The sequence below is a fragment of the Vibrio sp. GJ43-1 genome (assembly GCF_055808835.1).
This window is the reverse complement of the sequence record NZ_CM147885.1, coordinates 301,619-326,915: the sequence shown is the minus strand read 5'-3', so window position 1 is coordinate 326,915 and position 25,297 is coordinate 301,619. Positions and strand designations below refer to the sequence as shown.

The 25,297-nt window shown below is 43.5% G+C and carries 17 protein-coding genes and 6 pseudogenes; 8 read left to right on the top strand and 15 right to left on the bottom strand.

The window, feature by feature from the left end; genetic code table 11:
• The first annotated feature begins 2 nt into the window (after nt 1-2).
• Nucleotides 3-1,613, top strand: coding sequence for a hypothetical protein (locus AC0L66_RS18770; RefSeq protein WP_473570374.1), 1,611 nt, complete (start codon nt 3-5; stop codon nt 1,611-1,613).
• A gap of 550 nt (nt 1,614-2,163) precedes the next feature.
• Here AC0L66_RS18770 and AC0L66_RS18765 read toward each other — a convergent pair.
• The 5 genes and pseudogenes from AC0L66_RS18765 to AC0L66_RS18745 all read right to left on the bottom strand — a co-directional run bounded on the left by AC0L66_RS18765 (nt 2,164) and on the right by AC0L66_RS18745 (nt 8,108).
• A complete protein-coding gene (locus AC0L66_RS18765; RefSeq protein WP_473570373.1) occupies nt 2,164-2,808 on the bottom strand; it encodes a LysE family translocator in 645 nt (214 codons plus the stop codon).
• An 11-nt stretch (nt 2,809-2,819) separates the two neighbouring features.
• On the bottom strand, nt 2,820-3,224 hold the full coding sequence (locus AC0L66_RS18760) for a GNAT family N-acetyltransferase (RefSeq protein WP_473570371.1): 405 nt from the start codon (nt 3,222-3,224) through the stop codon (nt 2,820-2,822).
• A 2-nt stretch (nt 3,225-3,226) separates the two neighbouring features.
• A complete protein-coding gene (locus AC0L66_RS18755) occupies nt 3,227-6,061 on the bottom strand; it encodes a non-ribosomal peptide synthetase (protein WP_473570369.1) in 2,835 nt (944 codons plus the stop codon).
• 2 nt (nt 6,062-6,063) lie between these two features.
• Nucleotides 6,064-7,365, bottom strand: a complete 1,302-nt coding sequence (locus AC0L66_RS18750) for an aspartate aminotransferase family protein (protein ID WP_473570367.1) — start codon at nt 7,363-7,365, stop codon at nt 6,064-6,066.
• 24 nt (nt 7,366-7,389) lie between these two features.
• Nucleotides 7,390-8,108 (bottom strand): annotated as a pseudogene (locus tag AC0L66_RS18745) (HalD/BesD family halogenase).
• A 1,044-nt stretch (nt 8,109-9,152) separates the two neighbouring features.
• Here AC0L66_RS18745 and AC0L66_RS18740 point away from each other — a divergent pair.
• Together AC0L66_RS18740 and AC0L66_RS18735 are read left to right on the top strand one after the other, a co-directional pair.
• Complete coding sequence (locus AC0L66_RS18740) at nt 9,153-10,736, top strand: hypothetical protein (protein ID WP_473570365.1); 1,584 nt, start codon at nt 9,153-9,155, stop codon at nt 10,734-10,736.
• A 232-nt stretch (nt 10,737-10,968) separates the two neighbouring features.
• Entirely contained in the window at nt 10,969-12,183 is a 1,215-nt protein-coding gene (locus AC0L66_RS18735) for a phosphoribosyltransferase family protein (protein ID WP_265675417.1), read from the top strand.
• A gap of 94 nt (nt 12,184-12,277) precedes the next feature.
• Here the strand turns inward: AC0L66_RS18735 and AC0L66_RS18730 are convergent, their stop codons facing one another.
• Entirely contained in the window at nt 12,278-12,706 is a 429-nt protein-coding gene (locus AC0L66_RS18730) for a MarR family winged helix-turn-helix transcriptional regulator (RefSeq protein WP_265675418.1), read from the bottom strand.
• 2 nt (nt 12,707-12,708) lie between these two features.
• A complete protein-coding gene (locus AC0L66_RS18725) occupies nt 12,709-13,344 on the bottom strand; it encodes a cytochrome b/b6 domain-containing protein (protein WP_265675517.1) in 636 nt (211 codons plus the stop codon).
• Between the two features lie 112 nt (nt 13,345-13,456).
• Here AC0L66_RS18725 and AC0L66_RS18720 point away from each other — a divergent pair, with 112 nt between their 5' ends.
• Together AC0L66_RS18720 and AC0L66_RS18715 are read left to right on the top strand one after the other, a co-directional pair.
• Nucleotides 13,457-13,969 carry a c-type cytochrome gene (locus AC0L66_RS18720; protein WP_473570363.1) on the top strand — a complete coding sequence of 171 codons (513 nt, stop codon included), beginning with the start codon at nt 13,457-13,459 and terminating at the stop codon, nt 13,967-13,969.
• A 44-nt stretch (nt 13,970-14,013) separates the two neighbouring features.
• On the top strand, nt 14,014-14,688 hold the full coding sequence (locus tag AC0L66_RS18715) for a hypothetical protein (protein WP_473570361.1): 675 nt from the start codon (nt 14,014-14,016) through the stop codon (nt 14,686-14,688).
• Nucleotides 14,689-14,833: 145 nt separating this feature from the next.
• On the opposite strand, the gene AC0L66_RS18710 is transcribed toward AC0L66_RS18715, so the two are convergent.
• Nucleotides 14,834-15,937: a carcinine hydrolase/isopenicillin-N N-acyltransferase family protein gene (locus AC0L66_RS18710; RefSeq protein ID WP_473570360.1), complete on the bottom strand. Its 1,104-nt coding sequence runs from the start codon at nt 15,935-15,937 to the stop codon at nt 14,834-14,836.
• 129 nt (nt 15,938-16,066) lie between these two features.
• Between AC0L66_RS18710 and AC0L66_RS18705 the strand changes: the two genes are divergently transcribed.
• The gene (locus AC0L66_RS18705) at nt 16,067-16,489 is read left to right on the top strand and encodes a helix-turn-helix domain-containing protein (protein WP_473570358.1); all 423 of its coding nucleotides are present in this window, start codon (nt 16,067-16,069) and stop codon (nt 16,487-16,489) included.
• A gap of 370 nt (nt 16,490-16,859) precedes the next feature.
• Here AC0L66_RS18705 and AC0L66_RS18700 read toward each other — a convergent pair whose 3' ends face one another.
• The 7 genes and pseudogenes from AC0L66_RS18700 to AC0L66_RS18670 form a co-directional block, all read right to left on the bottom strand.
• The gene (locus tag AC0L66_RS18700; protein ID WP_473570356.1) at nt 16,860-17,291 is read right to left on the bottom strand and encodes a hypothetical protein; all 432 of its coding nucleotides are present in this window, start codon (nt 17,289-17,291) and stop codon (nt 16,860-16,862) included.
• A 175-nt stretch (nt 17,292-17,466) separates the two neighbouring features.
• Nucleotides 17,467-18,349: pseudogene (locus AC0L66_RS18695) on the bottom strand (L-ribulose-5-phosphate 3-epimerase).
• A gap of 11 nt (nt 18,350-18,360) precedes the next feature.
• A pseudogene (locus AC0L66_RS18690) lies at nt 18,361-19,009 on the bottom strand (3-keto-L-gulonate-6-phosphate decarboxylase UlaD).
• A 5-nt stretch (nt 19,010-19,014) separates the two neighbouring features.
• Nucleotides 19,015-19,883 (bottom strand): annotated as a pseudogene (locus AC0L66_RS18685) (pyridoxal phosphatase).
• 20 nt (nt 19,884-19,903) lie between these two features.
• A complete protein-coding gene (locus tag AC0L66_RS18680) occupies nt 19,904-20,602 on the bottom strand; it encodes an L-ribulose-5-phosphate 4-epimerase (RefSeq protein ID WP_265675429.1) in 699 nt (232 codons plus the stop codon).
• A gap of 9 nt (nt 20,603-20,611) precedes the next feature.
• Nucleotides 20,612-21,073 carry a PTS sugar transporter subunit IIA gene (locus AC0L66_RS18675; RefSeq protein WP_265675430.1) on the bottom strand — a complete coding sequence of 154 codons (462 nt, stop codon included), beginning with the start codon at nt 21,071-21,073 and terminating at the stop codon, nt 20,612-20,614.
• Between the two features lie 116 nt (nt 21,074-21,189).
• Nucleotides 21,190-22,980 carry a PTS ascorbate-specific subunit IIBC gene (locus AC0L66_RS18670; protein WP_265675431.1) on the bottom strand — a complete coding sequence of 597 codons (1,791 nt, stop codon included), beginning with the start codon at nt 22,978-22,980 and terminating at the stop codon, nt 21,190-21,192.
• Nucleotides 22,981-23,320: 340 nt separating this feature from the next.
• Here AC0L66_RS18670 and ulaR point away from each other — a divergent pair.
• Nucleotides 23,321-24,078: pseudogene (gene ulaR / locus AC0L66_RS18665) on the top strand (HTH-type transcriptional regulator UlaR).
• Between the two features lie 136 nt (nt 24,079-24,214).
• Nucleotides 24,215-25,280, top strand: a pseudogene (gene ulaG, locus AC0L66_RS18660) (L-ascorbate 6-phosphate lactonase).
• Nucleotides 25,281-25,297 lie beyond the last annotated feature (17 nt).

The following is a 25,297-nucleotide window of genomic DNA, read 5'->3' as shown; positions in this document are numbered from 1 at the left end:
TTATGTCTGGTAACCATGGGAGTTATCTACTAATTGGAGATATGGTTGGAGTGAACGTTCCAATTTCGACTTCGGTTGAGGTCAATAAGAAAATGGAAGGTTCGCTACGATCCAAGAAGGAGATATGGAAGAACCTATCCGAAGATGAAAAGTTGGCATTTTTAACTGAGCAACATGAGTTCGCCCATCATCAACTAATGACCAGCAGTATTGCAGGTGTATTCTATTGGCGCTTAAACGAGACATGGTCACGTGATGTGAGTTGGCTTTCCCATAAACTGTCTGAGCTTGGGTTACATCCAGATAGCGGCATGAATCTCCGTGAATGGTGGGAACGTGATGGAAATTTAAAAGCTAAAGTTGTTCTTGCAGATGACGAAGTTTCATTTTCTTATTTAGAGCACGTCTTTGAACACCTTCATAAGGTTAATGTTCTACTCGACTACTTGTATGGAGACAAACTGCCGCAGGAAAATATGCCTCGGGGTGAGTTTTCAAATATGTTGTCAACAGTCTTTGAGTGGTGCGCTGAAAGATGTGGTTTATCTCTTTGTGGGAACCATGATTACTACCATGACAGCTCCAAGAATCGTGCTTATATAAGCTCACAGTCACCTGCTGATACAATTTTTCCCACTAAGGAAGCTTACAACTTACAGTCTCTATTTGAAGTGTATTCAATTTGTAGAGAGTTATTTGTACTACAGTTGGTTGGTGACGAATCCAGAGCACAAGACTTGTTGGCGAAAGCTTTAAAGGGTAAATATGCTAGCGCGATGAACTTGGTCATACCGATGTCTCAATCTAGTGATTGGGCGTTGAGCTTTTCACCACATATCGTTATGCAGCACATCTTGATGATGTGTAACACTCCGCTAGATATATCAACATATAAAAAGGCTGATCACTTAGAAGATATACTTCCGTGGTTAGTTGTGGAGAGAAAATTCTCTAAACATCGGGTGGATTTTAGTTATTTAGTTGATGTTGGAGTTAGACTTTGTGGTTTCTTACAACAACCACTATTTACAGAGCACTCTAACTGGTTGAAATACTTAAAGATCAAAAATATCGATGAGTTAAAAATCTACTTTTCTAAACTCAATGAAAATAACTTCTCTGATTTTCACTCCGCAATTGCTTCAAATGCTGTCAATCAAGCAGCATTCACATTTAAAGTTAATCTATCTAGCACACTAAAACTATTGCTTGATATGGTTAAAAATCCTGAGGGATTAGATAGTTACCGGACCCAACATTGGTATGATGATACGAATAAGAGTATGTGCTTAATCGAGTATACTGATGATATATGGCTCTCAACCGAACCAACAATTAAGGCCAATGATAAACTTAAAGAAATTGTTACAACAATCCCAGAATTGGTTATATGTGGCTTAGTGGTTCGAGCACACTCACATTACATGCATAAAGGTTATTGGGAAGGAGCCTGTAGACCAGATATGTCGATATTGATTGAGAAGTTGAAGGGTAAGAGTGAACTTGCTTATAACTACTTGAGTGCAACCAATACATGTCTGGAAACCCAAGCGAAAACGCTTTACCCCAACACCATCGCAGTCAATTGCTTTGACCTATATTGCGACCAGTGAGGTTGGCCTAACTTGTAGACTTTTAGACCTATGTAGGTCTAAAAAGCTCTGAACCGTGGTCGGTCGGTTTGTAGTAGCTGAGTGAACTTGGCCACTTAATTAGAGGTTTTGCTCTACCTGTGGTTATTCATGCATCGCTAATTTAGGAAAGTAGCTGGCAAGCTTCTCTCCAGACCTTTGCCGACGGGGTGAATCAGCTTAACTCAGATCTGCCCCATTAAGAGCTAAGTTGAAAACTTATTTAAATCCTGAGAACGGACCTTTCCCTATAAAAAGTAATCCGAATAATAGGTTCGAGTATTCGATTACAGACGCGAGTAAAAGGGTAAGTACTTATTGGCTTGTACTGATGGGTTCCCTGAACATTAGGGTGGGCTAGCGTTTTGTATCTCTGCTAGGCCGCTCCCCCACGCCATGCAATACATTCAGAATGTATGCCAATAAGGACTCATTGCTACAATATTTGTGATACTCAGAAAAAGGAGCGTAGGGCTCCTTTCCGATGTGTTTGAAGATCTTAGTGGTGTGTTTGTTAACGCATTGCTTGTGGTTAGTTTAGTATTGTGTTGATCGCGGATAAATAAACAAGATATATGCTCATGAGGATAAAAAAGCCACCAGCGATCTTATTGCCCCATTGCTCTAGATAACCTGAAGCAATGTGTTCGCGCATCCAATGACCAACCAATGCGTATAGTGAGAGGACTAGTGCTGTGGAGATCCCAACAATTGCAAGGCAAATGATAAAATCACTCGTGCTACTATTTGTAAGATCGACAAAACTAGGCAGGATGGATGCATAGAAAAGGATGGTTTTTGGGTTACCCATTGCAATGGATAGACCAGCCACAAACTCTTTTGTTGTGAATTTCTCTTCAGATTTCTCTGCTTTGGTTGAATTTTGGGCAGTCGACGTAATTAAACTGTAACCCACCCACCCTAGGTATAGTGCGCTAGCAGATTGTATCAAATGATAGAATCCTTGAGCACCGCTCTGATCTAGCGCGGAGTTAATACCAAAGAATGCTATGCTGAAAAATAACATAGCTCCTAAGACAATTCCGAAAGTTGTTATTAAACCTGACTTCAAGCCAACCCCTGTGCTTTGCACCATTACAAGTAAGACACTTGGTCCTGGTACCAACGAAAGAAGGGTGATTGAAGTGGTAAATAGAATTATCGTTGTAATGTCCATGCTGCTTCCTTTTAGTGATCAGATCCTGAATAAATCCACATTGGCTTTATGTCAGCTTCTTTAAAGCCAAACTTCTCATAAAATCGGAATGATCTATTATCTCCAAGTAAGACTTTTTGATGGAAGTGTTCGTATCTTTTCATTATTTTGTCCATTAGTTCGCTAGCTATCCCTTTGGATTGGTGCTCGGGGAGTATTAATATATGGCTGATGTAAACGACTAATGCGCCATCTGAGATAGTTTTCGCTAGACCAATCAGACGCCCGTTATAGTATGCACAGTTAAGTGAATGTGCCCCTTTAAGTGCAAGCATTAGTTCGTCAAGCTTGTTCGCTGAACTCCATCCTACAGCTTGATAAAGTTCGAATACTTCCTCACGTTTGGGGGGAATGTTGGTTGTGTATTCAATATTCATTATCAAATTTCCTTTAAGTTGCGGTGTAGATAATCGCGGTCAATGCTTGGCCAATAGTAGACTGATTTTCCAGTATTAAAGTGTTCTACCGATTTATCGAAAAGATGCCATTGCTCGCTCTCGTCAGCATTCATTAGTGTGTCAACGATAACCATCTCATCTTTATTTAGATTTAATGTCTCAGATTTTGTAATTATCTGTTCAATGATGTATTTAGGCTCTTTGTATTGTATCTCCTTTGCATTTTTGGCTAGGCTTTCAACGATGCACTTTAAACTAACCTTTCTTTTGGGGTACAGGGGGACTATTTGGGGGTGTTCGAAGGCTTCGATCTTTGAGTTAAAGATTGAAACGATCGCCGAGCAAGCCACGTCTATCGGTGTATAAGATACGTTGCCATAGTTGGTCACTAGTTGGTTGAGGGACTTGAATACTCGTAGTGACGCAACCAACAATGAATTGCTATTAGGTACCTTATATTTATCAGATGGCATTAGATCGCCAACTCGTGAGATAGTTACATCTACATTGAACTTGCTGAGTTCTGAGACTCTCTTCTCGCCTTCATATTTGGTTTGAGCATAGCCGCTGGTAGAGGAGTTATTATTAAGAAGTTTTTCAACAGCAAGGCTCGAGACGTAGTGAAATTTACGCGCATGCGCTCGAAGCGCGAATTTACAGACTTCTGTAACCCCTTGTGCGTTTGGTAGTCTTAACGAATCTGAGCTCTTATTGAAGTTAACAATTGCTGCGGAGTGGAGTATATGTGTTGTCTTTAGGGCTAACTCATCATAGTCGTCATCAGACAAGCCCATTTTATGTTTCGTAATATCTCCCGCGACAACGCTTACGCGACTCCAATCTATTAGGTCGTGTACTTTATATTGTTTTGCACACTCTATTAGTCTTAATTCTGCGTTTATGTCAGAGTCTGCTCGGACTAGGCAGATGGCTTTGTATCGACTAGCTTCAAGCAACTCGCAAAGAAGGTGAATACCAAAGTAACCACTTGCCCCAGAGATGAAAATGGATTCGGTAAATTTTAGTTCGTTTGTATCTTGTGATGTGGGTTGGGGTGATGATTTGGGTGCACTCGCGGTATCTGTTTTAGCTGAGTTTGTCGTAACAATCTCCTCGAGTTCAGCAATGGTAGAAATCTCAGCGAGATCTTTAGAGGTGATACGCTTGCCGAATTTTTTCTCTATCTCTATCGCTATGCAGATCAGGTTGATTGAATCAATGCCTAGTGAGTCGAAATTAATCTCCGGTTTAATATCGGAAGCGACGCAATAATTCGAGAGTAATTCTACGATTTCATCGTTTACTTGGAGTGTTGGGGCGTTTACTTTGAAGAGTGAAAGAAGGTTATTCCTATCTATCTTTCCGTTATTGTTCCTAGGAAAGTCAGGCACTTGGAGTATTTTCTTTGGTATAAACTCAGAGGGAAGAAAGCTTGACAACTTACTGCGAATCTCGTGTTCGCTTAGAATTGTGTCCGCGGTTATGACAGCCAAGATACGTTTGGCATTATTGTTTTCATCAATCGTTACTTTTGCGCAAGTTACATTTTCTATGGACTCGATCGCTGTTTCGATCTCGGTTAATTCAAGTCTTACTCCATTTAACTGAACTTGATTGTCCTCCCTGCCGTGAAAGTAGAGCAATCCATTATCAATGCTACCTATGTCACCTGTTAAATAGCTTAGTTCGTTAAGACCAGAGTGACGTTGAATGCGTCTAAACCTTTGTGCAGTTAATTCAGGAAGGCCAATATAACCAAGGCCAACTCCGGCTCCTAACACTGCAATTTGTCCTAGTGCTCCAGGTTCAATAATTTCATTCATTCGCTCATCAAGTAATATATAATTTGTGTTGGCTATTGGCTTGCCGAGTGGAACGGCAGTTGTTTCGGCTCCGGTAAAGTGGTGGAAGACGAAACCTATTGATGCTTCCGTTGGACCATAAGTATTTGTTACTTGAATCCAAGGGCACATCGTTCGGATTTTTTGTACTAGGTTGAGAGTTACTTCTTCTCCACCAACCAAAATATTTCGGAAGGATCGAAAGTAGTTTGCTCCGTCTTCCATAGATGACATAAATTGCAGGTAAACACTCAAGACTGACGGTACAAAGTCTGCCATTACTATTTGCTCTCCCTTAATTGTATCTAGTGTCGACTTTATGTCTAAAATACCATCTCGTTCAGGGATAATTACTTTTCCTCCAACAGTTAGTGGCCATAGTAGTTGCCATAATGAGGAATCAAACGTGTGCTTGCTATTCTGTAAAACTGCATCACCAACATTTAGCGTAAAGGTTTCGGACATTACCTCGAACCTGTTTGCTAATCCTTTGTGTTGATTTAAGCAGCATTTGGGTTCGCCTGTAGTGCCTGAAGTGAAAAAACCATAAGAAGTGTCACCGAAAATCGGGGGTTCATAATTCCCGAGTATTGTTTGCGTGTGCTCACAATGATAGTAACGCATGGAACCACTCACAATTCGATTCTTTGTTGTGTTGATAACAACTTTTGACCCTAAGGTTTTTAACATGCTTGAAATGCGTACTTCAGGTGCATCTGCATCTATGGGTGCGAACGCTGCCCCTGACATCCAAATGGCGAGGAGGGAGATTGCATAGTCTATTCCCCCTTGGGAGATTATTGGAACAATGTGATATTTATCTACCCCCGCTTCTAGTAAGTCTAGGGAGAGGTTTCGTGCAAAGCCGATTAAGTCTGAATATCGTAAGTTCTCCTCACCGTGCTTAATAGCAATAGCATTGGGTGTTAGTTGGGACTGACGCTCTATTCTTTCCAGTACAATATTAGAATTCATAATTATTTTTTGTAGATTACGTTTAGGTGTAGAGAAATTAGTCGTGCAAGCTCTAGAGCTTGTTGCTCTGTATGTTCACTACAGAAGAATATTGGCTCTTCTATAGTTGGTGGTATTAAGAAGCCATCATTAGCAAGTTTATTGTGTAACTCAGAGAAAATGAGTTGATCTTGTTTTTTGACATCGTCTAGAGAGTTCAGATTGGTTAACGACTCAACAAGTATCAGGCTGACTAGTGGTCCTTTCTTAATTACATCAAAGGGAAGCTCGTACTCTTCAAATCTGTAACGCAATTCTCTGGTGAAGACATCTGTTACCGCGCTAAGCGCTTCGTAAATGGATTCGTCTTCAAGTGCTCTGAGGGTACTAATTCCTGTTTGCATGGTTAGGGGGTTTCCAGCAAAAGTACCGCCCTGGAATACGCCGCCCTCATTGCTAACTTGAGCCATTATTCCCTCAGGTCCTCCGTAAGCGCCGATAGCTAAACCTCCACCTATAATTTTTCCAAATGTTGTCAGGTCGGGGTAAATGCCTAGTTCGTTTGAAACGGGTCCGAACCCAAAGCGGTAACCAGAAACTACTTCATCGAATATTAGTAGTGAGTTATGTTTCGAACACAAAGAACGTAGGGTTTTGAGAAATTCGATTTTGGCAGGTACGAGACCCATATTTGTGGCTACAGGTTCAATGATGACTGCTGCTATTTCATCTACATACTGGTCAAAAATCGCATTAATTTGATCATCATCGTTGTATCGACAGGTGATAGTTGCGTTTTTAAGGCTCGGATGTATGCCGTCCGTACCAAAGTTGTCAGAGATCGATTTTTTGTTAGCACCACTCAAGATCGTGTCACAATGCCCGTGGTACCCACCAGAGAATTTAACTACAACCTGCTTTCGGGTAATGCCTCTAGCAATACGCAGTGCGGTCATGACGGATTCGGTGCCGCTGCAGGTGAAGCGAACTTTATCTATGTGTTTTGATGAGTTGACTATGATTTTAGCGAGTTCTGGTTCACTTCTATGTGATAGCCCAAACACAAGCCCTTTGCTAATTTGTTCTTTTACAGTTTTAGTGACGCAGGTTGGTGAATGTCCTAATAAGCAAGGCCCTAATCCCATAACGAAGTCTACATAGCGATTACCCTCAGAGTCCCAAATGTAAGCGCCACTTGCTTTTTCTGCTATCAGCATCGGAGTGCTTACTTCTGAAAATTTTCTTCCTGGAGAATTTGCCCCACCTGAGATGTAGGTGTCTAGTTCGCCAATTATCTGTTGACGTGTTTTGTTTGAGTGAGTCATAGCCAAATCCCTAGCTGTAAATATCTAGTGTTGTTTCGATTGATGATTTTTTTGAAGATCTGTCGTCGAAGCCCAGTCCATATTGACGATTAGTCTACGAGAGTCTTTTGTTAGCGGGTGAACTCGGTGGAGCGTACTTCCAGATCTAAAGAAGTAGAAACCAGCGGTGTTGAAGTGGTATGACTGAATCGCGTTGTTGGTAATAACGTCATAAACGGCCGGATTTTTCTTGTCCCATGTAGTGTTATGAATGCATTGCGTAAATCCGCCACAAGAGGCTTCAGGGATGTCTATTAACCAAACAAGACCAAAACTAAAATCATCCCAGTGCCAGCCATGGGTATCACCTTTTTTTCTAATAAAGATATTGCAATCTGCTCTTCTTCAATTGGGCATTGGTGAACGGTTTCATTGGCTATTACTGACAGTAACTTTCTCAATGGCTTGGAGTCGTAAATTGCAGCAATGAGGGCGGAGTTGTCACGACATAGCGTGTTGCCCACAGTAACCATTTTACGTTCAGTATTTGATGTTTCGCCTATCGTGAGGCTTTTTCGTTTGCCGTGGTGCTTCACGATCTTAGACGCATCATCACATAACTTCAGCCATAGTTCATGTGGAAGAACGTCGGCAAGACAGACTATAGGGTTTTGTACAAACCTTGTTTGCAGCTCGCTGATATCTGGTTTTGTAAGGCTGTTTAGGTATGTGTTAAAAGCATCATTGACCTTTGATTGTTCCATTTGCATGACAAATTTATCCTCGTTGGTAAAAACCGATACGATAGGGAAAAATTGCTAGAAATCAAAAGCTTTGGAGGGGAATTTCGTTTTCATCGGTGATATGTCCTACTTAGTCACAGTTGCCGTTGCAAGTATCAAATTAGCCAAATGCAACTAGGTGCAATGAATGATTGGTCATATTGGCTGTGCTTAATCTGAAATTGAAGGTGATAATAGCTATATATCGAAATATTCTGGCGTATCTGCTAATAGTCCAGTGTAATAGTAAGTCTATAAGAAATGTGACATATAACGCAGTTGATAAGAGTAACTGCTTAGAGTTTGATTCTGTCGTGCCATTAGATGTTGAAAATGAAAGCAACTTGGGAAACCCTGATGAAAATCTATGTACTTTTTATTGGGGTTGCAAGAACAAATTGAAGGCTGTTACTGACACATATTAGCGTTCTCTCTAGATCTGCTGGTCACTATGGAAGGAGGGATGCCCAAATGTACAAACAGGAGAGACTTTTGGGATGTGTCATATGAGAACAACGACCGTATCTCTTATTTACCAACAGCCAAGAATGTATCGAGAAAGACGGTTTCATGATACTTATTCTAATCTACTGAACATGAATTAGAGTCACTAACCTAACTTACTTTTGTCCAAAAATTATTTAGGTATATCAGCCATACCTTGTGATCGCCAAGCGATTCTGTCGTACCTTATAAACCAAGGTTAAACCCCAGGGCAAAACTGTCAGCTCTTGCTTAAGCCAGTACGGCTTAGATTAGTTGATAAGTGTGAATTCATTCTTCTGCCTTCGAGAAGTGACTAAAGGGCCATATATGGTCTCCTCGCTGATTGCAGGGCATTGGTGACCAGTTTAAAGTAGGAGTAAAAAGGCGGATACTGAACATAAAAGTGTTAGCTATGTAGTGTTTTTTAACTATAAATAAGCGAAAACAACATACGCCTACTAGCCTAATGGGTCACATGGAATGTTAAGTAGGAATCAGGTCTTGTTCGTCAAATAGGATGAGCAATGACTGATATGGAAGATGAAAAAGATAAAATTATTGGTTACTTTTGCCAGTCTCTTTTGGGTTGTAGGTAGTATAAGCGGCTGTAGTAAAGCAGCGCCAACACCAGAATGGAAACTATTTAAAGGTGACTATCAATGGCAGCTATTTATGCCAATTTCGGCCGTGCCTTTGCAGAATACATCGACACCAACCAAATCGCTTTATAAGGCTTACGACCAAGAAATAAAACGCTGGGTTGATAATACACTCTATAGCTGTTTCGAGTATAAAAGTCGTTTTAATGACTGTCAGTTTACCGAATATAAGACTTGGAACTTATGTGATGCCTCCTATCAAAAATCAATTTATTTTGGCTACGGTTATGACCGCCTAGTTTCTGTGCTCAATGATTACTACGTTAATGGGGTTCACCAAGCAAGTTATACTTCGTTGTTAGAGTATAACGGAAAGAAAAGGTGGCATGATACTACAGTGATTTTGGGACCTAGAGTTCATGGCGCTAGGATAACGAGAATCTCAGAGTTCAATCAGGATTGTACAGTAAAAATTGGAATGACAGTTGAAGCAGTAATGAACTGGGAATATGCGTATATCGATAAGAAAAACCAGAAAACCATCTATTATGAGCCAGCTGACGATAGAATAGAATACGAAATTTCACGGAATTATACGGCACATAAAGATATGTTTGCGCCATTGTCAGAAAAGCAGCTCAAAGACTATGTTATACATACGAAAAACAAAAGTAAGAGTATTAATACAAGCGGTTACCGTTATCATGCGATTAAGAATCTCGACATTGTAGCTAAAAGAAATAATCAAAAATATGCACAGGTGTCTTCAACGTACCTGCATAAATTGGATAGCTTATACTCTCAAAATGACCCTGAAATGTACGATGGAGAAAACGTCCTAATTACATTGAATAATTCTGTCGTGGGAGCGACAAATACAGCTTTGGGGATGGTTGCAGAGGTAGGCAGTGCATATGCCGCTAATTCATCGTCATATTCTTCTAGCTCTTCAGGTGGCGCGGGGAAAAGCTTAGATCAAATGATGCAAGAGCAGCGCCTGTTGCTCAACGATGCAGTTCAAAAATCCCAAGTACGATCAACCAAGACAGGTATGCAATCAAATGTGTCCACTTCAGTGGCTTCTACGCGTTCTCCATCTAAGAATACGAGTTCGAAAAGTACACCTGTGGTCGTCTCATCTGCATCAAAGTCTACCACTAAAAATCATTCGGTAGCGCGTAATAATAAGAGTTCAGCTAGCACGAAGAGTGTTTCAGCAAAGACTTCTAAGGATACTGGTAAATCGAAAAAAGTAGAGGAAAAGAAACGTCGAGCGTTTGCCGTACTATGGCGTGACAAGCAAAATGAGAACTGGCTGGTCGATGGTCCTATACAAAAAGGGTTGACTGAGTACGCCTCAGAAAGAGAAGCGTTGGATGTTGCCTGTCCAGGGGCGGACACTGAGTTTCGGTATATGGAAACTTTCCAAGGTTACCGAGTTTATCAGTGTACGGGCCGTCCTTTAGAGAGTTGGGATAGGGATATTCCACAAATCTATGCTTTGCCGGGTAAGTTCCATCTATAGCGGCTGATGTAACCAGCGCGGAATGGTAATGTTACTTTCATCGGAAGAGCCGTCGGTAGCTCTTCCGATGAAAGTAATGAGGCTCTCTTAACTGGTTACCCTAACCACAATACCAAGCCATTACTTACAAGCCTTTACCACAAACTCGGATTTCCCTCTGCCGTTTTGCTCGCTTTACCGCTAGAATACCCCCATCACAACCCACTCATTTTCCGAATTAATAAGGAATGCCATGAGCAGCCAAAACACACTATCTAGCGATATAGTGATTGTTAGTAACTCTTCCGATAACCCATTTGCCATCGATGTCGCCTATGCGATGGGGCAGCATGAAGACATTTCAGATGTCATCAGTATGAAACACTTCATGAACACCGAATTTTGCCCGCGTTTTATTTCCGATGAAGACGATATGGACAATATCGGCAATAGTTTAGACGGTAAGACTGTCGTCATCGTCAGTACTGGCAACTTGGTTACCAGTCGTCAAGAGCTGGCGATGCATAACTTTATTATTGCCCGCGCTGCCAAAGAAAATGGTGCCAGTCGTGTGGTGTTGGTGGAGCCTGATCTGTTCTTCTCTGCTCAAGATCGTGGTGCCCGCCCTGGGCTTGGCGACACAGGTGGTGAGCGTTCGGCTTCGGACATTAAGAAATTTGATGGTCAGCCGTTTACCGCACAGCTGTATGCGCAGTTATTAAAGCTGTCTGGCGTTGATGATGTGGTAACGGTACATAACCACTCTGATTCGGTACAGAAGATGTTTGGCGATGTGTTTGGTGGACGTTTCTATAACCTCATTCCTTATCAGATTTACGCGCACTACCTGCTTAACTCTAACATGTTGAACTACGGCCCAGACGGTGAGGGTTTGGTACTTTGTGCGCCAGACAAAGGGGCGCGCGACTTTGTCAAAGAGATGTACAACAGAATTGGTTTGAGCAAAGCCAAATTCATCATGTTGGATAAAGAGCGTACCGCTGAGCGTAAAGTGGAAATCACCCTGCACAAAGAAAGTGAAGACACCTTTGAAGGGCTAGAAAAGTCGAGCATCGTACTGTTTGACGACATGGTACGTACGGGTTCAACCGTGGTGAAATCGTGTCAGTTCCTACAGCAGCTTAAACCTGAGAATATGGTGTTTACGGTTTCACACTTCTACGCCAGTACTGAAGGGCGTGAGCGTATGTCTCACCCAGCACTGGGTGAGATTTTAACACTGAATACCATGCCAACTATCCTTAACCGCGACGAGCAAGGCCGTCTGCGTAAGAAGATGGTGGTGCTAAAAATCGAGAAGTACTTGGCACAGGAGCTCAGCAAGATTTTAGCGATCCCGCAGCGCTCAGAAGAAGAAAACCCATATAAGATCGATATGTCCTCTAAGAACCCGCGTTTTCAGCGCAAGATTTGGTTCTCTGATCAGCTATCTGAGCTTAAAGGCTAATTGACACGCCATATTGACGTAACATGATCTCCCATCATATGGGAGGTCATGTCATTAGTATTATCTCAATAATTTAGCCCCTAAACCTAAGCTACTAAACCTGAGCCACCATTTTTTGCAGCAGGCCAATGATGGTTTTTTGCTCATCAGGATTGAGGCTGGAAAGCATCTGCTGATTGACTTCAACAGGCAAATGAATCACTTCATTTTTTAGTGCTCGACCTTCAGCCGTGAGAAAGATCCGAAACGAACGGCGGCTTTCTGGATCGGCTTGGCGCTCAACCAGACCGAGTGTTTCAAGTTTATCGAGTGTTCGTGTTGTCGTGGAGCTTTCTACCTTTGAGGTTTGCGCGATTTCTCGCTGCGTCATCCCTTCTTTTTCCCACAAGCACATTAAAGTAGGCCACAGGGCTAGTGTTAACCCTTTTTCTTTTAAGCGTTTATCAAACTCTTTCGACGCGTGATTTGCGACGACATTTAACAGCCAGCCAAAGCTCGTTTGGCGATCGAATTTATGTTCCATATTTACACCATTGAAATTGCAACTATTGCCATAGTAACTAATGATGACGCGATTAGCACGACTAATGCGCGACGACTACTGACGATGTTAGGTTGTGAGATTAAGTGATGGGCTGCGAACTGTTGGTAGCCAGAAAGCATCGCCCACAGTAAGGGTTTAGCGCGAAGCTTGTAAATTAAGACGGCGCCCACGTGCAATACAATGAGCAGTGGCAGCAGATCCACTAACAGTAAATGTATCTGTTCTGCGCCGACATAAACGATGTCAGGTAGTTCTATTCCTACAGCCTCAAGCCCATCAAACATACCCGCGAGAATCATGCCCGTCACGCATTGTATAAACAGGCTAGCGAGCAGAGTGAATACCATCCAGCTCCCCAGTGGGTTATGACCAGGTTGCGAATAGCGTCCTGTCTTCAGATACGTCCACACTTTACGAGGTGAGGCCATAAACTGACGAAACAGACTGGTTTCACTTCCTACTATTCCCCAACTAATTCGCCAAGTGATTAGGGTAAACAATACCAGCCCTAATTGTAGGTGAGGACCGTTTCCAGAGAAGCCAGTGACCAGTAACCCGATGAACACTATTGCTTGGGTCCAGTGGTAGAGGCGTGTCGCTAAATCCCATACTTTGATTTTCTTCATTTTTTTATCTCATTCGTAAAAACTTTGATTAATTTACACAACAATAGTTGCTTACGCAACTATTGTTGTGTAAATTAATGTTCAAGCGATGAGGAAAACTCACATGATGAACAGGAGAATGACGATGACGATAAAGAAATTAAGCTTGAAATCCGTTCAGGCGACACGCGTTGCACCATTTAGCCAATGGTTAATGGCGGCAGTTATAGTCGCAAGCAACGTGACAGTAACGAGTGCCATGGCATCAGAAAATAGTATTGAACAAAGACAAGCTGCGTTTTCAGACATTGAGTCAAACACTAAAGCCGCAGCGAAAATGATAGATGGCGATGAGACGGACTGGGCGGCATTGCTGGTAATGAGTGAACAGCTTGTGGCAAGCAGTGATGTGGTGTCTAACGCGTTTGTGGCCGGAAGCGATGAAGGGGGCAAAGCAAAGTCTGACGTCTGGGAAAAACCGGAAAAATTCGAGCGTTTGATGTTGGAAATGAATGATGGGTATCAAAGCTTGTTGGCTGCTGCTCAACATCAAGATGCAAAAAAAGCGAAACAAGCCATTAAATCTGCAGAGTCGACGTGTCGTAGCTGCCACCGCTCTTACCGTGCTCGTTGGTAAGCGTTTAACCCTTATTAAAACAATAATCTATAGAGAGTAAAGTTATGAAACTATTTAAAAAAATCATCGTAAGCATCGCGACTCTTGCCTTGTTTCCAAGCCTTGCTACGGCGCAAGACTTTGGTGTCGAACTAAAGTGGAATACACAAGATATTTACCAAGTGTTGGAAACGATGCCTAAACAAAAGCAAGCGTTTAAGGCGTTTATTGACAGCGGACGAGTCAAAGATATGTTTGTGACAGATAGTAAAATAGGTGAAGAAAATACGCCCTTGTTACGTTTTGTCATGGAAGGTGACAGCGAGGCGGACATCCGTGCTGAACTTGCGCAACTGCCGCTTTATCAAGCGAACCTCGTTAAAATTGGTCGTGTGCAAGTGATGGGCAATAAGTGGTTAGACACCACACCTCAAGATAATCATTATGGCCTAACGTTGACGTGGAAATCGGGGATTGAACCGATGGAAATTGACCGTGTGCTGGGGATTGATTTACAGCGCGTTATCGCCCTTAATCAAGTGGGCACAGTGTCTTCGTCTTACATCCATACTCAGGCGCTAGAAGGCAATGTTGTGCGTCCAGTGTATTTGGTTTCCGTGTTAGCAAAAGATGCTGAGCAAGCGTTAGAAATGAGCAAACAATTTGAAGCCATTCGCCTAGGTTATGCCAGTGTTGACGTTGAACATTTAGGGCGCAAGTTGGATATGACAAAGCTGTAAGTTGTAAGTTGTAAGTTGTAAGTTTCAAGCTATAAGAGATCAGTGATGGATAGGTAAGAATGGCGATGAAGATAACGCAACATCGCCATTTTTTGCATCAGCATTAACCTATTTCTGTCTCAGGTATGCCTAGTTATTTCAGTGATTAATCTAAACACACTTTTGTATAATCGCTGAATCGAGGATTATCACCCGACACATACGCACAGCCGTTCTTCACATCAAACACCATCGCTTCAACGGTCACAAAATCTTTATCGTTATATTTCGTGAGATTGATTGGACGTTGATTAAACAGATATTGCATCCCTTCAACGCTCAACTCTTGCGAATAATCCAAAAATAGATTGGCGGCATCTTCGCGTGCAAACGTGTCAAAGAACGCCGTATTCATCTCGTATTCGGTTTCTAACTGGCTCATCTGTTGGCGAAAATCTTGGTTATGGTTGGCATGGGCGACACCACGCTCGCCATGTATGACGTTTATGCCGTCAGCACTGATCTCGATAGCGGCGCTCGCGCCTTTGTCATCGACCACCGTGAAGTTTAGCGCCACAATAGTGCTGTAGGGTTTCAGCATATTGATGACATCTTCTACACGCTCTTGTTGCACGGCAGCCGCAAAAATCGCGTCATGAGTCACGAGGTTATCGGCGTCGATGCCGCTTTTCCCTGATGGTTCACCAAGGAAGTTAAGAACGATACCGACATGACGTCCCATGCCTTGAAAGTGTGCGCCATCGGCCACGACAAATAGGCTGTCATCAGTTTTTACTAGAGTGGTGTGGTCGGTCAGTGCAGAGAGCGCCAAATCATTGGTTTGTCCAACAATGCCATTATTGAACGCGACCGTGGTACAGCCTGAAATGGTGTCAGCCGTGCCTTTTTTGATGCTTTCATTCACAACCCAATCGGTATTGACGGCGGCAGCAAACAAGGTCGCCACAGACACGCCTTTTAACTTGGCTTGGGCTTCCATCATTTTGGTGTATTCAGGCGCGAGTTTACGGTTATTGCTAATCGCACGTTCAGCGGCTTCGATAACGATTGGGTTTGGTGACAGTCTTTCCATTTCGGATAAGGCTTTCGCCAGTTGTTGATCAGACTGACCAGACATATCAAGTAACAGTGCCCCCGATTGAACCGCTTCCCGTTCTCCAGAAAAATAAGGGAGGTTGTCGCCTGCGGTATTGGCGTAGGCGGTGAAAGATGCACTGGCAATCAGAAGCGATAAAAGTGTTGTTTTCATGCGGGATACCTCAGTTACTGGATGATTTAATGCGATTTACGCGGCATATTCATTGTCTATGGCTTTAAGTTAACGGTTTGGCAGTCTAAAATCTGGACATGTTAATGATAATAATTTGGTATTTTGGACATGGAACTGGATTCAGACGGTTATGAGTTTTTTGGATTTTCGGATCCTGAATTGCGCGGAATGCTCATTGAGCGAATTGAATTTGCCCTCGCTGCCGCAAAATGGAGTCGCGTTGATCTTGCTAAGAAGTCGGGTTTACCTAAAAGCAGTGTTTATGCCAAGCTCAATCGAGAACTCACCAGCGAGCTGACGTTCTCGGACTTGTGTGCGATAGCCAAGGCATTGGATGTCAGCTTATTGCAGTTATTACCAACCACAGAAATGGAACGAAAAGCCGCAGGAAGACCAGTTGCCAAGGGAAGCACGCTCAAGAAATTAGATGATCTCCTAAGCCGCCCAGAAGAAGAGTTCGAACTGGTGTATCAGCTCGACTTGGTGATTCGAAACTACATGGCTCGCCAAGCGAATTCCGATGACGAATAGGGTTTCTTCGGTTGGTTTTTAGTTCGTTATTGTGTCAATGTCAGCGACTAGGGACATTACCGCTACAAAAACGACTACAAGGATTTATTCTGCAATTCTCTCGTGTAAACGGGTAAGATCTATATAACTGATTAACATGGCTTGAGTTGCTTGAGTGGATTAAGCAAAGTAGATGGAAACGAAAGACAGATAAGCTTGTCTACAAGACGCTCAAACAGACACCGGAACGAATAGTGTTGTCGGCCCAAAGTCCATTGGAGTGTGCTAATTTACTGGGTATGTCGCTTAACTAAGCATTCGTTATTTCTTGCATATATAGTGTTAACAACTCGGAATGAATTGTTGTTATGTGTCATGGCGATCATTAAGTCTATTGCGTATTTTTCACTTGAACAAACTTGCAATAGTTGTTCACAACACCGTCGATGTGTACCACGCCACAGTGAATGTTGTGGCTACGGTTACCCACCACCTGATACTCAACGACGGTGGCGTTATCGGCGACTCTCATCAGCAATACGCCATCCACGACCTTCCACTGTCCAACGAGATTTTTTTCAGTAAATAGGGCTTTCTCGGTCAATGTACCGTTGGGCTTTAATTCGATGTGCGTGCTGGAGCCATCTTCATTAACTTTGACCCAAGACTGTAGATTGACCTCAAAGCTCATGATTTTTTTACGGTTATTTATCCACTGAGTGAACTCATCTTCCAATCTTTTAGGGAGATCAGGTACGCCGTTTACTTCAAGCATGACGCCATGTTTTTCACGCCAAAATAGTTGAAAATAAAGTGAATTCATACGTAACTACTCGTCGGATAATTTAGGGGCTTCACTCTGAGGCTTTGATATTACGTTGTCAATAGATGACAAAAAGCAGCACCAATAAAAGTGCTGCTTTGAAGGGGAGTAGTGTTACTGCGCTAAATGAAAATAATGCCAATAACACCCGGTGTTAAGACTCACGCTCGAACCGTTATTGGTTAAATAACAACGGCAATTGAGCATGGCTGCAGGCTTCATTAAGACGAACCTGTGCTTGCTGAATATTGGTGCGCCAATTGTCATCTTTGGCCCACATCTCTATGACCAGTGGGACCACGCATTGTGTCGCTTTTAGCGTGTCAAAAATGGCATTGAAATCGACGTCACCCTCACCAATAACGAGATCTCGAAACTGACCTTGATAAGTAGGGGTGACCTTGTAGGTGTCTTTTAGGTGGATTTGTACAATATGCGGCACGCTCAAGGCAAGCTCAGTGCAAATGTCATAATTCCAGCCTGAAATGTTCCCCACATCAGGGTAAGCGGTAAAATACGGAGAGTTGACCTCTCTATTCAATATTTCAAACTTACTGAGTGAGTTGAGGTAGTCGGTGTCCATAATCTCTACAGCCAACATCACCCCAGCCCGTTCTGCCATCTTTGCAGCTAACTTCATTCCATCAATAAAGCGTTGGTGCGTCTCTTGGTTAGCTAGGTTCATAGTAAACATCGTAACCTGCTAGTTGAATCGTCCGGATGCCCAGTTTGTAGGCCAGTGTGATGGCTTTTTCCATGTGAATCGCGGCTTCTTGGCGAATGGTCGCGTCGGCGGAACCAAATGGAAACTTGCGATGCGCGCTTAAGCACATGGATTGCAACGGCAGAGCGTTGTCTTCACACAACCGCTTTAACTCATAGATGGTCTTATCATCCCAATCCAACCTACTGCGTCTTTCATCGGACTCGTCCACAGAGATTTCTAGAAAATCAAAGCCTAGGCTTTTGGTTTCTTTGAGTTTCTGTTCCCATGAGAAATGATCGGGCAGTGCCTTTTCATATAACCCCACACGGTGTCGTTGCAACATCTCAAACATGCAGTCTTCTCCTAGTTCCAGAAACGGTCGATTTGAGTGCGTAGCGCTTCAGCCGTTTCTTTGCCTTTGTCGCCAGCCAGTGCTCGGCCTGCGATAAAGGTCTTGGCTTTAATGCCTTCAAATAGGTACAAGTCTTCTGGCACAATGCCGCTCGGTAATAGACAGCTCGATACCAAGCTCGGAGAGCTGACGCATTTTCACGAGGTCTTCTTCTGTCCAGCCCACGCCTGCTAATTCTGCATCACGAGAGCGGTGATAGATGGCCTGGCTAATGCCTAGGTCAACCCAAGCTTGTGCGTCTTGCATGGTCCAATTACCGTAGATTTCAATTTGAATTTCACCGTTTAGTTCGTCTGCTACTTTTTTGCATGCACCAATAGTGGCGATGTGCGCGGCCGCAGAGACGGTAATCCAGTCAGCACCAGCTTCGAAGGCCATTTTAGCGAGAATCGCGCCGCCATCCGTGGTTTTCATATCACAGACTAAGATATGGTCTGGGTGGTTAGCTCGCAGTGTTTTGACCGAATTCATGCCTTCAGCAAACGCGAGAATGGTACCGACTTCGATGACGTCAACAAAGCTTTCGACGTTTTTCGCAACCGCGATAGCCGATTCAAGGTCTGTTTGGTCTAGGGCGATCTGGATCATTGGTTTAGTCATCTTACTTATCCTTTAATTTTTTCACGAATGAGACGGGCGAGTCCGTCATGGTTGTTATCAGTGGGGCAGGTGAGTTGAGCGTTGGATTTCACCGTATCGTCGGCGTTTTTCATTGCAACGCCCAGGCCTGCGAATTCAAGCATGGAAATATCGTTATGGTTGTCACCGATGGCAATGACTTGCTCAGCGGTGAACCCCAGTTGTTGGACATAGCGGGCAAGGCGTGCGCCTTTGTTATTGCCTTTGGCAGCAAAATCGATGCGATTAGACCAAGAGCGCTCACCAGTAAAGTGTTGTGACACCCAAGGGTTGTCTGCAAGACGTTGAACCGAACTGACGTCACCTTCGACGACAAACTTCCATACATAGTCGGTTTGTTCGGCGAGCTCGTTAAACGAGTCTATGGTTCGGATTTTCGGTTGTTGCCCCTGCGGATATTGTCTTGCCCATGATTCCAGTTGCTGCATGTATTGAATGGGCGTGTTGCTGCTATAGGTCATGGCATCGGTGACATACATGACGAGCTTCATTTGAAAGTCATTTGCCAGTTGGATGAACCGCAACGCGTTTTTTTGTTGATCGCGTTGTGCTCAAGTACTTGTTTTGTCTGGTAGTCGTACACGTAGGTGCCATTACAGCAGATGATCGGCGTGGTTAAGCCGAGTTCATCGTAGTAGGGTTTTGCCGCAGTATGATGACGACCCGTTACGATGACGACATGACAGACTTTCTGTGCATCTTGAATCGCCTGTTTAACCTCAGGCTGAATGGTATGGTCATCGGTCAACACGGTCCCGTCTAAATCAAGCGCAAGTACTTGATAGTTAGTTTCGGCTTGAGACTCGGTTTGAGATACCGTTTCTATTTGAGACATCGAACCTCCCAACGCTATGGCTAGTTTTGACCGTAGTAAGCATTTTCACCATGCTTTCTTAGGTAATGTTTATCAGACAGCTCAGGTTGAATTTTGATGCCGCTGTTGAGTGAGCGTGTCGCTAATGCCATCGCGGAAATCTCTTCGAGAACCACCGCATTATGTACAGCGTCTGACGCGTCTTTTCCCCAAGAGAAAGGGGCGTGCCCTGCGACAATCACGCTTGGAATCGACATCGCTTGAATACGACGTTGTTGAAACTCTTCAACGATAACAAGCCCGGTATTTTTCTCGTATTCTCCGGCTATTTCTCGGCTAGATAGCTTACGAGTACAAGGTATGTCGCCATAGAAGTAGTCGGCGTGTGTGGTGCCTAATGCTGGAATATCAATGCCAGCTTGCGCCCAAATGGTCGCGCTTCTTGAATGCGTGTGAACCACGCCGCCAATCTGAGGAAACGCATGATAAAGCTCGATATGCGTCGCGGTATCGCTCGACGGGTTTAGTGTGCCTTCAAGACGATTCCCTTCTAAATCAACGACCACAATGTCATCAACGGACATATCTTCGTATTCTACGCCAGAGGGTTTTATGGCAATGACGCCTAACTCGCGGTCAATCTCGGAAACATTTCCCCAAGTAAAGGTGACTAAGCCATATTTTGGCAGCTGAAGGTTAGCGGTCAGTACTCTCTGTTTTAGTGCTTGATATTGCGACATAAGGACTCCTTACTCTGCGGCCGCTAATGCAGCATCAATTAATTGCGCGACATCATTTGGGGTTTTACAGGCACGAAGTTTGGAAAAATCCTCATCAAATTCGATAAGGTTGGCAACTTGCATGGTGCCTTCGATGTGCTCCTCAGAGTCTTTACCTGCGAGAGTGATAAGTACGTCAACAGGATCGTCAACACCATCAAAGATGACCGGAGTGTCTAAGACAGTTAAAGCAAAACCCGTTTTTATTACGCCGTCTTCAGGGCGGCAGTGGGGAAGAGCAAAGGCATCATGAATGCAAATGTAAGGACCTTCGTCTTTAATGGCGGTAATGATGGCGTCGTAGTAGCGGGTTTCAGCAACGCCCGCGTTGACTAATGCGTCGGTGCCAAGCTTGATTGCAGCTTGCCAATCTGTTGCTTTGGCATTGAGTAAAATAGCGTTGTTCTGAAGAAGAGATTCTTTTAAGTTCATTGCTTGCCTCACATAGATATTTTATTTTTATGGACTCGGAGAACAGGTCTCCGAGTCGTATTTTTAGTTATAGATAGTAATGTAAATTATGTTTTCATTAAGCGATGCGTCGTCGCTTACTTATGGAAGTTGTTTTCAATAATTGAAACCAGCTCGTCACCAAATGTTTTCACCATGATCATATTCTTCACGGCTAACTGCTGTTTACCTTCTGGTAGACCCGTAATCTTTTCTGCCAAAGCAACAGAGGTGACGATGATGTCAAATGAACCCAAGTGTGATTTGTAGTCGGTAATCGCGCTGTTAAAGGTCGAGCTCGGGATGCCTCTCTTGTCCAAGTACTCTTTAATTTTCTTAGAGCACATCATTGATGAGCCTTGACCTGAGCCGCAGCACACGAGGACACGAACGGGTTTTTGTGTCGTACTACCGCTGGCTTGTGGAGCGTCGGCAGTGGCGGTAGATTGAACTGGCGCAGCGACCTCAATTTCAATGCCTTCAGGTGTCACAGCCGTGACGGTTTCCATCGCATCTTCTTCCGCTCGTAGTGTTTTAGAGGCGAAGTACATGTACACACCAGACAGCGCGACGATGACGAAGAAGAACAAGCTAGAGCTAGAGATACCTTGCATGATAGGCGGGAAGATTAATGCCCAGTCAGCCATGCCCATCCAGCCGTTAAACTCAGTACCAGATTGAGCGAAGATATGGATGGCCCAAGCAGAGCCGACGACTTCGATAATCCCCATCACGAAACAGATCTTCATGACCGCTTTCCAGCCACCAAAGTGGTTAGCAAAGACGCCAATGGTCGCGTTGGAGAAGAACATTGGGATAAAGCCTGGGATAATCATGATTGGTGCGTCAAACGCGAGCATAGCAAGCACAGCGGTAAACTGACCTACCGCACCCCACATGAAACCAAACACCATCGCATTCGGCGAGTAGGCATAAATAGCCGCACAGTCAATGGCGAGAACCGCGTTTGGAATAAGGCGTTGTGAAATACCGTTGAAGGCTTCGGACAGTTCGGCTACGAACATACGTACGCCAGTGACGATAACTTGAATCGCCACCGCGAATTTCAAGCCAGTTTCAAAGATATAGATAAACCAGTGCGTTTTTCCTGCCATGTCTTGAAGATTATCAAGGCCAAAAGAAAGCAGAATAATACCGAAGAACGCTGTCATGACTAAGGTTGTTGCAGCGATACTATCGTGGAAAATGTGTAGCCATTTTGGCAGTTTTACATGGTCAACGCTGTCGTTTTTATCACCGAGTTTCGGCGCGACTTTGGTGGCAATCCATGAGGCAAACTGTTGCTGGTGACCAATAGAGAAACCAGCGCCGCCCGTGACTTCTTGGGTCGGCTTAAACATGATGTTAGACGAGATACCCCAGTACAATGCCATCAGGATTGCTGAGTAAATGATCGTTTCCCACATGCTTGCGCCAAGCACAAAATAGAATACCGCAATCAGACCCGCTTGCTGGAACATGATGTGTCCCGTCAGCATGATGGTGCGAATGCCTGTATAGCGGCGGAAGGCGACTAAGAGAATATTCAGACCCAGCGCGAGTAGCACCGCGTAGCCTACCCATGAATAGTTGTCACCCATGGTCTCCATCGTTGCCATCATGGAGGTGTACGGGTCAATCACTGAGCCGGTTAGCCCGTGAATTTCACTCATTTTCTCAATGACGGGTTTGAAGCCAGCGACCAGTGTGCCCGCACCGACTTGTACAATCATGAAACCAACGATGGTTTTGATTGAACCGGAAATAATGGTTGTCGCGTCTCGTTTTAAAAGAATGTACCCAAGACAAGTAACGAGACCGAGTAGCAGTGGTGCCTTGGTCATTACTTGACTGTAAAAAATATAGAAGATGTCGTATAAGAACTCCATATCTTTACCCTTATATAATTTGTAGTTTTAATGATGTGTAGGATGTAGTGCTATCTTGTTTTTGCTCACGGGATAAACTTTAACAATCACAAGTAATCATTCAATGCGTACTTGTGATTATTTTGATTTATATCAATTATTGACTGAGTGAATGCATTCAAATGGGCTTGCGATCACGTTAAAACAAACAACTCCATTAAAAACAAAGAGTTATGAAATAGTGTGATTCATACCCTATTTTTATAAGCTGCAGGTTTGACAATCAGACGGGTGATTATTAGAATCATAACAAATCACAAGTAATCACAAAGTTGTCATGGCAACTCAGAGAGTGATAGATATGAATGAAGTCCAAAGACACAACAGCATCTTGTCGTTGTTAGAAGATAAACAAACTATCAACGTCGCGAACATTATTGATAGTTTTAATGTTTCTCCGGCAACGGCAAGGCGCGATATCGCCAAACTGGATGAGCTAGGTAAGCTGAGAAAGGTGCGAAATGGCGCAGAACGCGTTGAGAGTAAGAAGAGAAAGTGGTCACCACTTAACATCAACAGCACTGAATTTTATGAAGAAAAGTCAGCTATTGCGCAAGCCGCGGCTGATCTTTGCCAGTCGGGTGACAGCGTTGTCATCAACTGTGGTTCCACGGCTTTCCTTCTGGGTCAGCAACTGTGTGGTAGTGATGTGCAGATTGTTACCAACTACTTTCCACTCGCCAGTTACTTAATTAATGAAGATCACGATGATGTCATCATCATTGGTGGTCAATATAACAAAGCCCAAAACATCTTTTTAAACCCTGCGCCTAACTCATTGGGAGGGTATGCGGGAAACTGGATGTTTACGTCAGGTAAAGGTTTGACGGATGTGGGTTTGTACAAGGCTGATATGTTAACAGCAGTCGCCGAACAACAAATGTTAGAGCAAATCGATAAACTAGTCGTTGTTGTGGATAGTTCTAAGATTGGTCAACGAACCTAAGCATGTTATTTTGCGAAAGTAAACATATTGATATTGTTATTACAGGAAAAGATGCAAACGCTGAGGTGGTAAAATCCATTGAGGCTCAAGGAACCAAAGTTATATTAGTTTAATTTTAGTTAAATAACTTCTGGGATTAATCCCGAATCGAAAATAATAAATTTAAGCTTAGCGCCTTATCAATAAAATAAGGCGCGCGGCTCCCTACATCCTAAACAAAATTAAAATTGTGAAATAGAAGGTATTATCATGAGCAATGTAAATGAAATCACTCGCGAATCTTGGATCCTCAATACATTTCCAGAGTGGGGCACATGGTTAAATGAAGAAATTGAGCAAACCGAAGTTCAACCGAATACGTTCTCAATGTGGTGGCTTGGCTGTACTCGGTATTTGGTTGAAGTCTGAAGGCGGTGCGAACCTATCCATGGACTTTTGGTGTGGTACAGGTAAGAAAACCCAAGCGGTTCAAAAAATGAAGAACCAACACCAAATGATGCGTATGGGGGTTGAAGCATTACAACCTAACCTACGTACCGCGATTTTCCCACTTGACCCATTTGCGATTAAAGAAATTGATGCGGTGATGGCATCTCATGACCACGGCGATCACATTGACATCAATGTTGCAGCGGCGGTTCTACAAAACTGTGGTGACCATGTGAAATTTATTGGTCCTAAAGCCTGTGTCGATCTTTGGATGAAATGGGGTGTGCCAGAAGATCGTTGTGTGGTGGCTAAAGTGGGCGACGAGATCACGATTAAAGATGTGACGATTAAAGTGCTAGATGCCTTTGACCGTACGGCGCTTGTGACACTGCCAGAAGGCACATCATCTACGGATAAAGATATTTTAGATGGCATGGATGATCGCGCCGTTAACTACTTGGTAGAAACAACAGGTGGGTCAGTGTATCACTCAGGTGATTCTCACTACTCAAACTACTACGCTAAGCACGGTAATGACCATAAGATTGATGTCGCGTTGTTATCATTTGGTGAGAACCCACGTGGCGTGACGGATAAAATGACGTCTTCTGATATCTTACGTGCTGCAGAATCGCTAGATTGTGAAGTAGTGGTGCCATTCCATCATGATATTTGGGCAAACTTCCAAAATGACCCACGTGAAATTGAAATGCTGTGGAACATGAAGAAAGAGCGTCTTCAATATGGTTTCGCACCGTTCTTTTGGCAAGTAGGGGGCAGATACACGTACCCTACAGACAAAGGACGTATGCATTACCAACATTTCCGTGGTTTTGCCGATGTCTTTAAGAACGACCCTGAACTGCCATACCGAGCCTTCCTATAATGGCAAAAGGGACGATT

What these genes read in the sequence shown, in the direction of transcription:
- AC0L66_RS18770 (WP_473570374.1), top strand. Translation starts at nt 3, where the DNA reads ATGTCTGGTAACCATGGGAGTTATCTACTAATTGGAGATATGGTTGGA.
- AC0L66_RS18765 (WP_473570373.1), bottom strand. Translation starts at nt 2,808, where the DNA reads ATGGACATTACAACGATAATTCTATTTACCACTTCAATCACCCTTCTT.
- AC0L66_RS18760 (WP_473570371.1), bottom strand. Translation starts at nt 3,224, where the DNA reads ATGAATATTGAATACACAACCAACATTCCCCCCAAACGTGAGGAAGTA.
- AC0L66_RS18755 (WP_473570369.1), bottom strand. Translation starts at nt 6,061, where the DNA reads ATGAATTCTAATATTGTACTGGAAAGAATAGAGCGTCAGTCCCAACTA.
- AC0L66_RS18750 (WP_473570367.1), bottom strand. Translation starts at nt 7,365, where the DNA reads ATGACTCACTCAAACAAAACACGTCAACAGATAATTGGCGAACTAGAC.
- AC0L66_RS18740 (WP_473570365.1), top strand. Translation starts at nt 9,153, where the DNA reads ATGAAAAAGATAAAATTATTGGTTACTTTTGCCAGTCTCTTTTGGGTT.
- AC0L66_RS18735 (WP_265675417.1), top strand. Translation starts at nt 10,969, where the DNA reads ATGAGCAGCCAAAACACACTATCTAGCGATATAGTGATTGTTAGTAAC.
- AC0L66_RS18730 (WP_265675418.1), bottom strand. Translation starts at nt 12,706, where the DNA reads ATGGAACATAAATTCGATCGCCAAACGAGCTTTGGCTGGCTGTTAAAT.
- AC0L66_RS18720 (WP_473570363.1), top strand. Translation starts at nt 13,457, where the DNA reads ATGATGAACAGGAGAATGACGATGACGATAAAGAAATTAAGCTTGAAA.
- AC0L66_RS18715 (WP_473570361.1), top strand. Translation starts at nt 14,014, where the DNA reads ATGAAACTATTTAAAAAAATCATCGTAAGCATCGCGACTCTTGCCTTG.
- AC0L66_RS18710 (WP_473570360.1), bottom strand. Translation starts at nt 15,937, where the DNA reads ATGAAAACAACACTTTTATCGCTTCTGATTGCCAGTGCATCTTTCACC.
- AC0L66_RS18705 (WP_473570358.1), top strand. Translation starts at nt 16,067, where the DNA reads ATGGAACTGGATTCAGACGGTTATGAGTTTTTTGGATTTTCGGATCCT.
- AC0L66_RS18700 (WP_473570356.1), bottom strand. Translation starts at nt 17,291, where the DNA reads ATGAATTCACTTTATTTTCAACTATTTTGGCGTGAAAAACATGGCGTC.
- AC0L66_RS18680 (WP_265675429.1), bottom strand. Translation starts at nt 20,602, where the DNA reads ATGTCGCAATATCAAGCACTAAAACAGAGAGTACTGACCGCTAACCTT.
- AC0L66_RS18675 (WP_265675430.1), bottom strand. Translation starts at nt 21,073, where the DNA reads ATGAACTTAAAAGAATCTCTTCTTCAGAACAACGCTATTTTACTCAAT.
- AC0L66_RS18670 (WP_265675431.1), bottom strand. Translation starts at nt 22,980, where the DNA reads ATGGAGTTCTTATACGACATCTTCTATATTTTTTACAGTCAAGTAATG.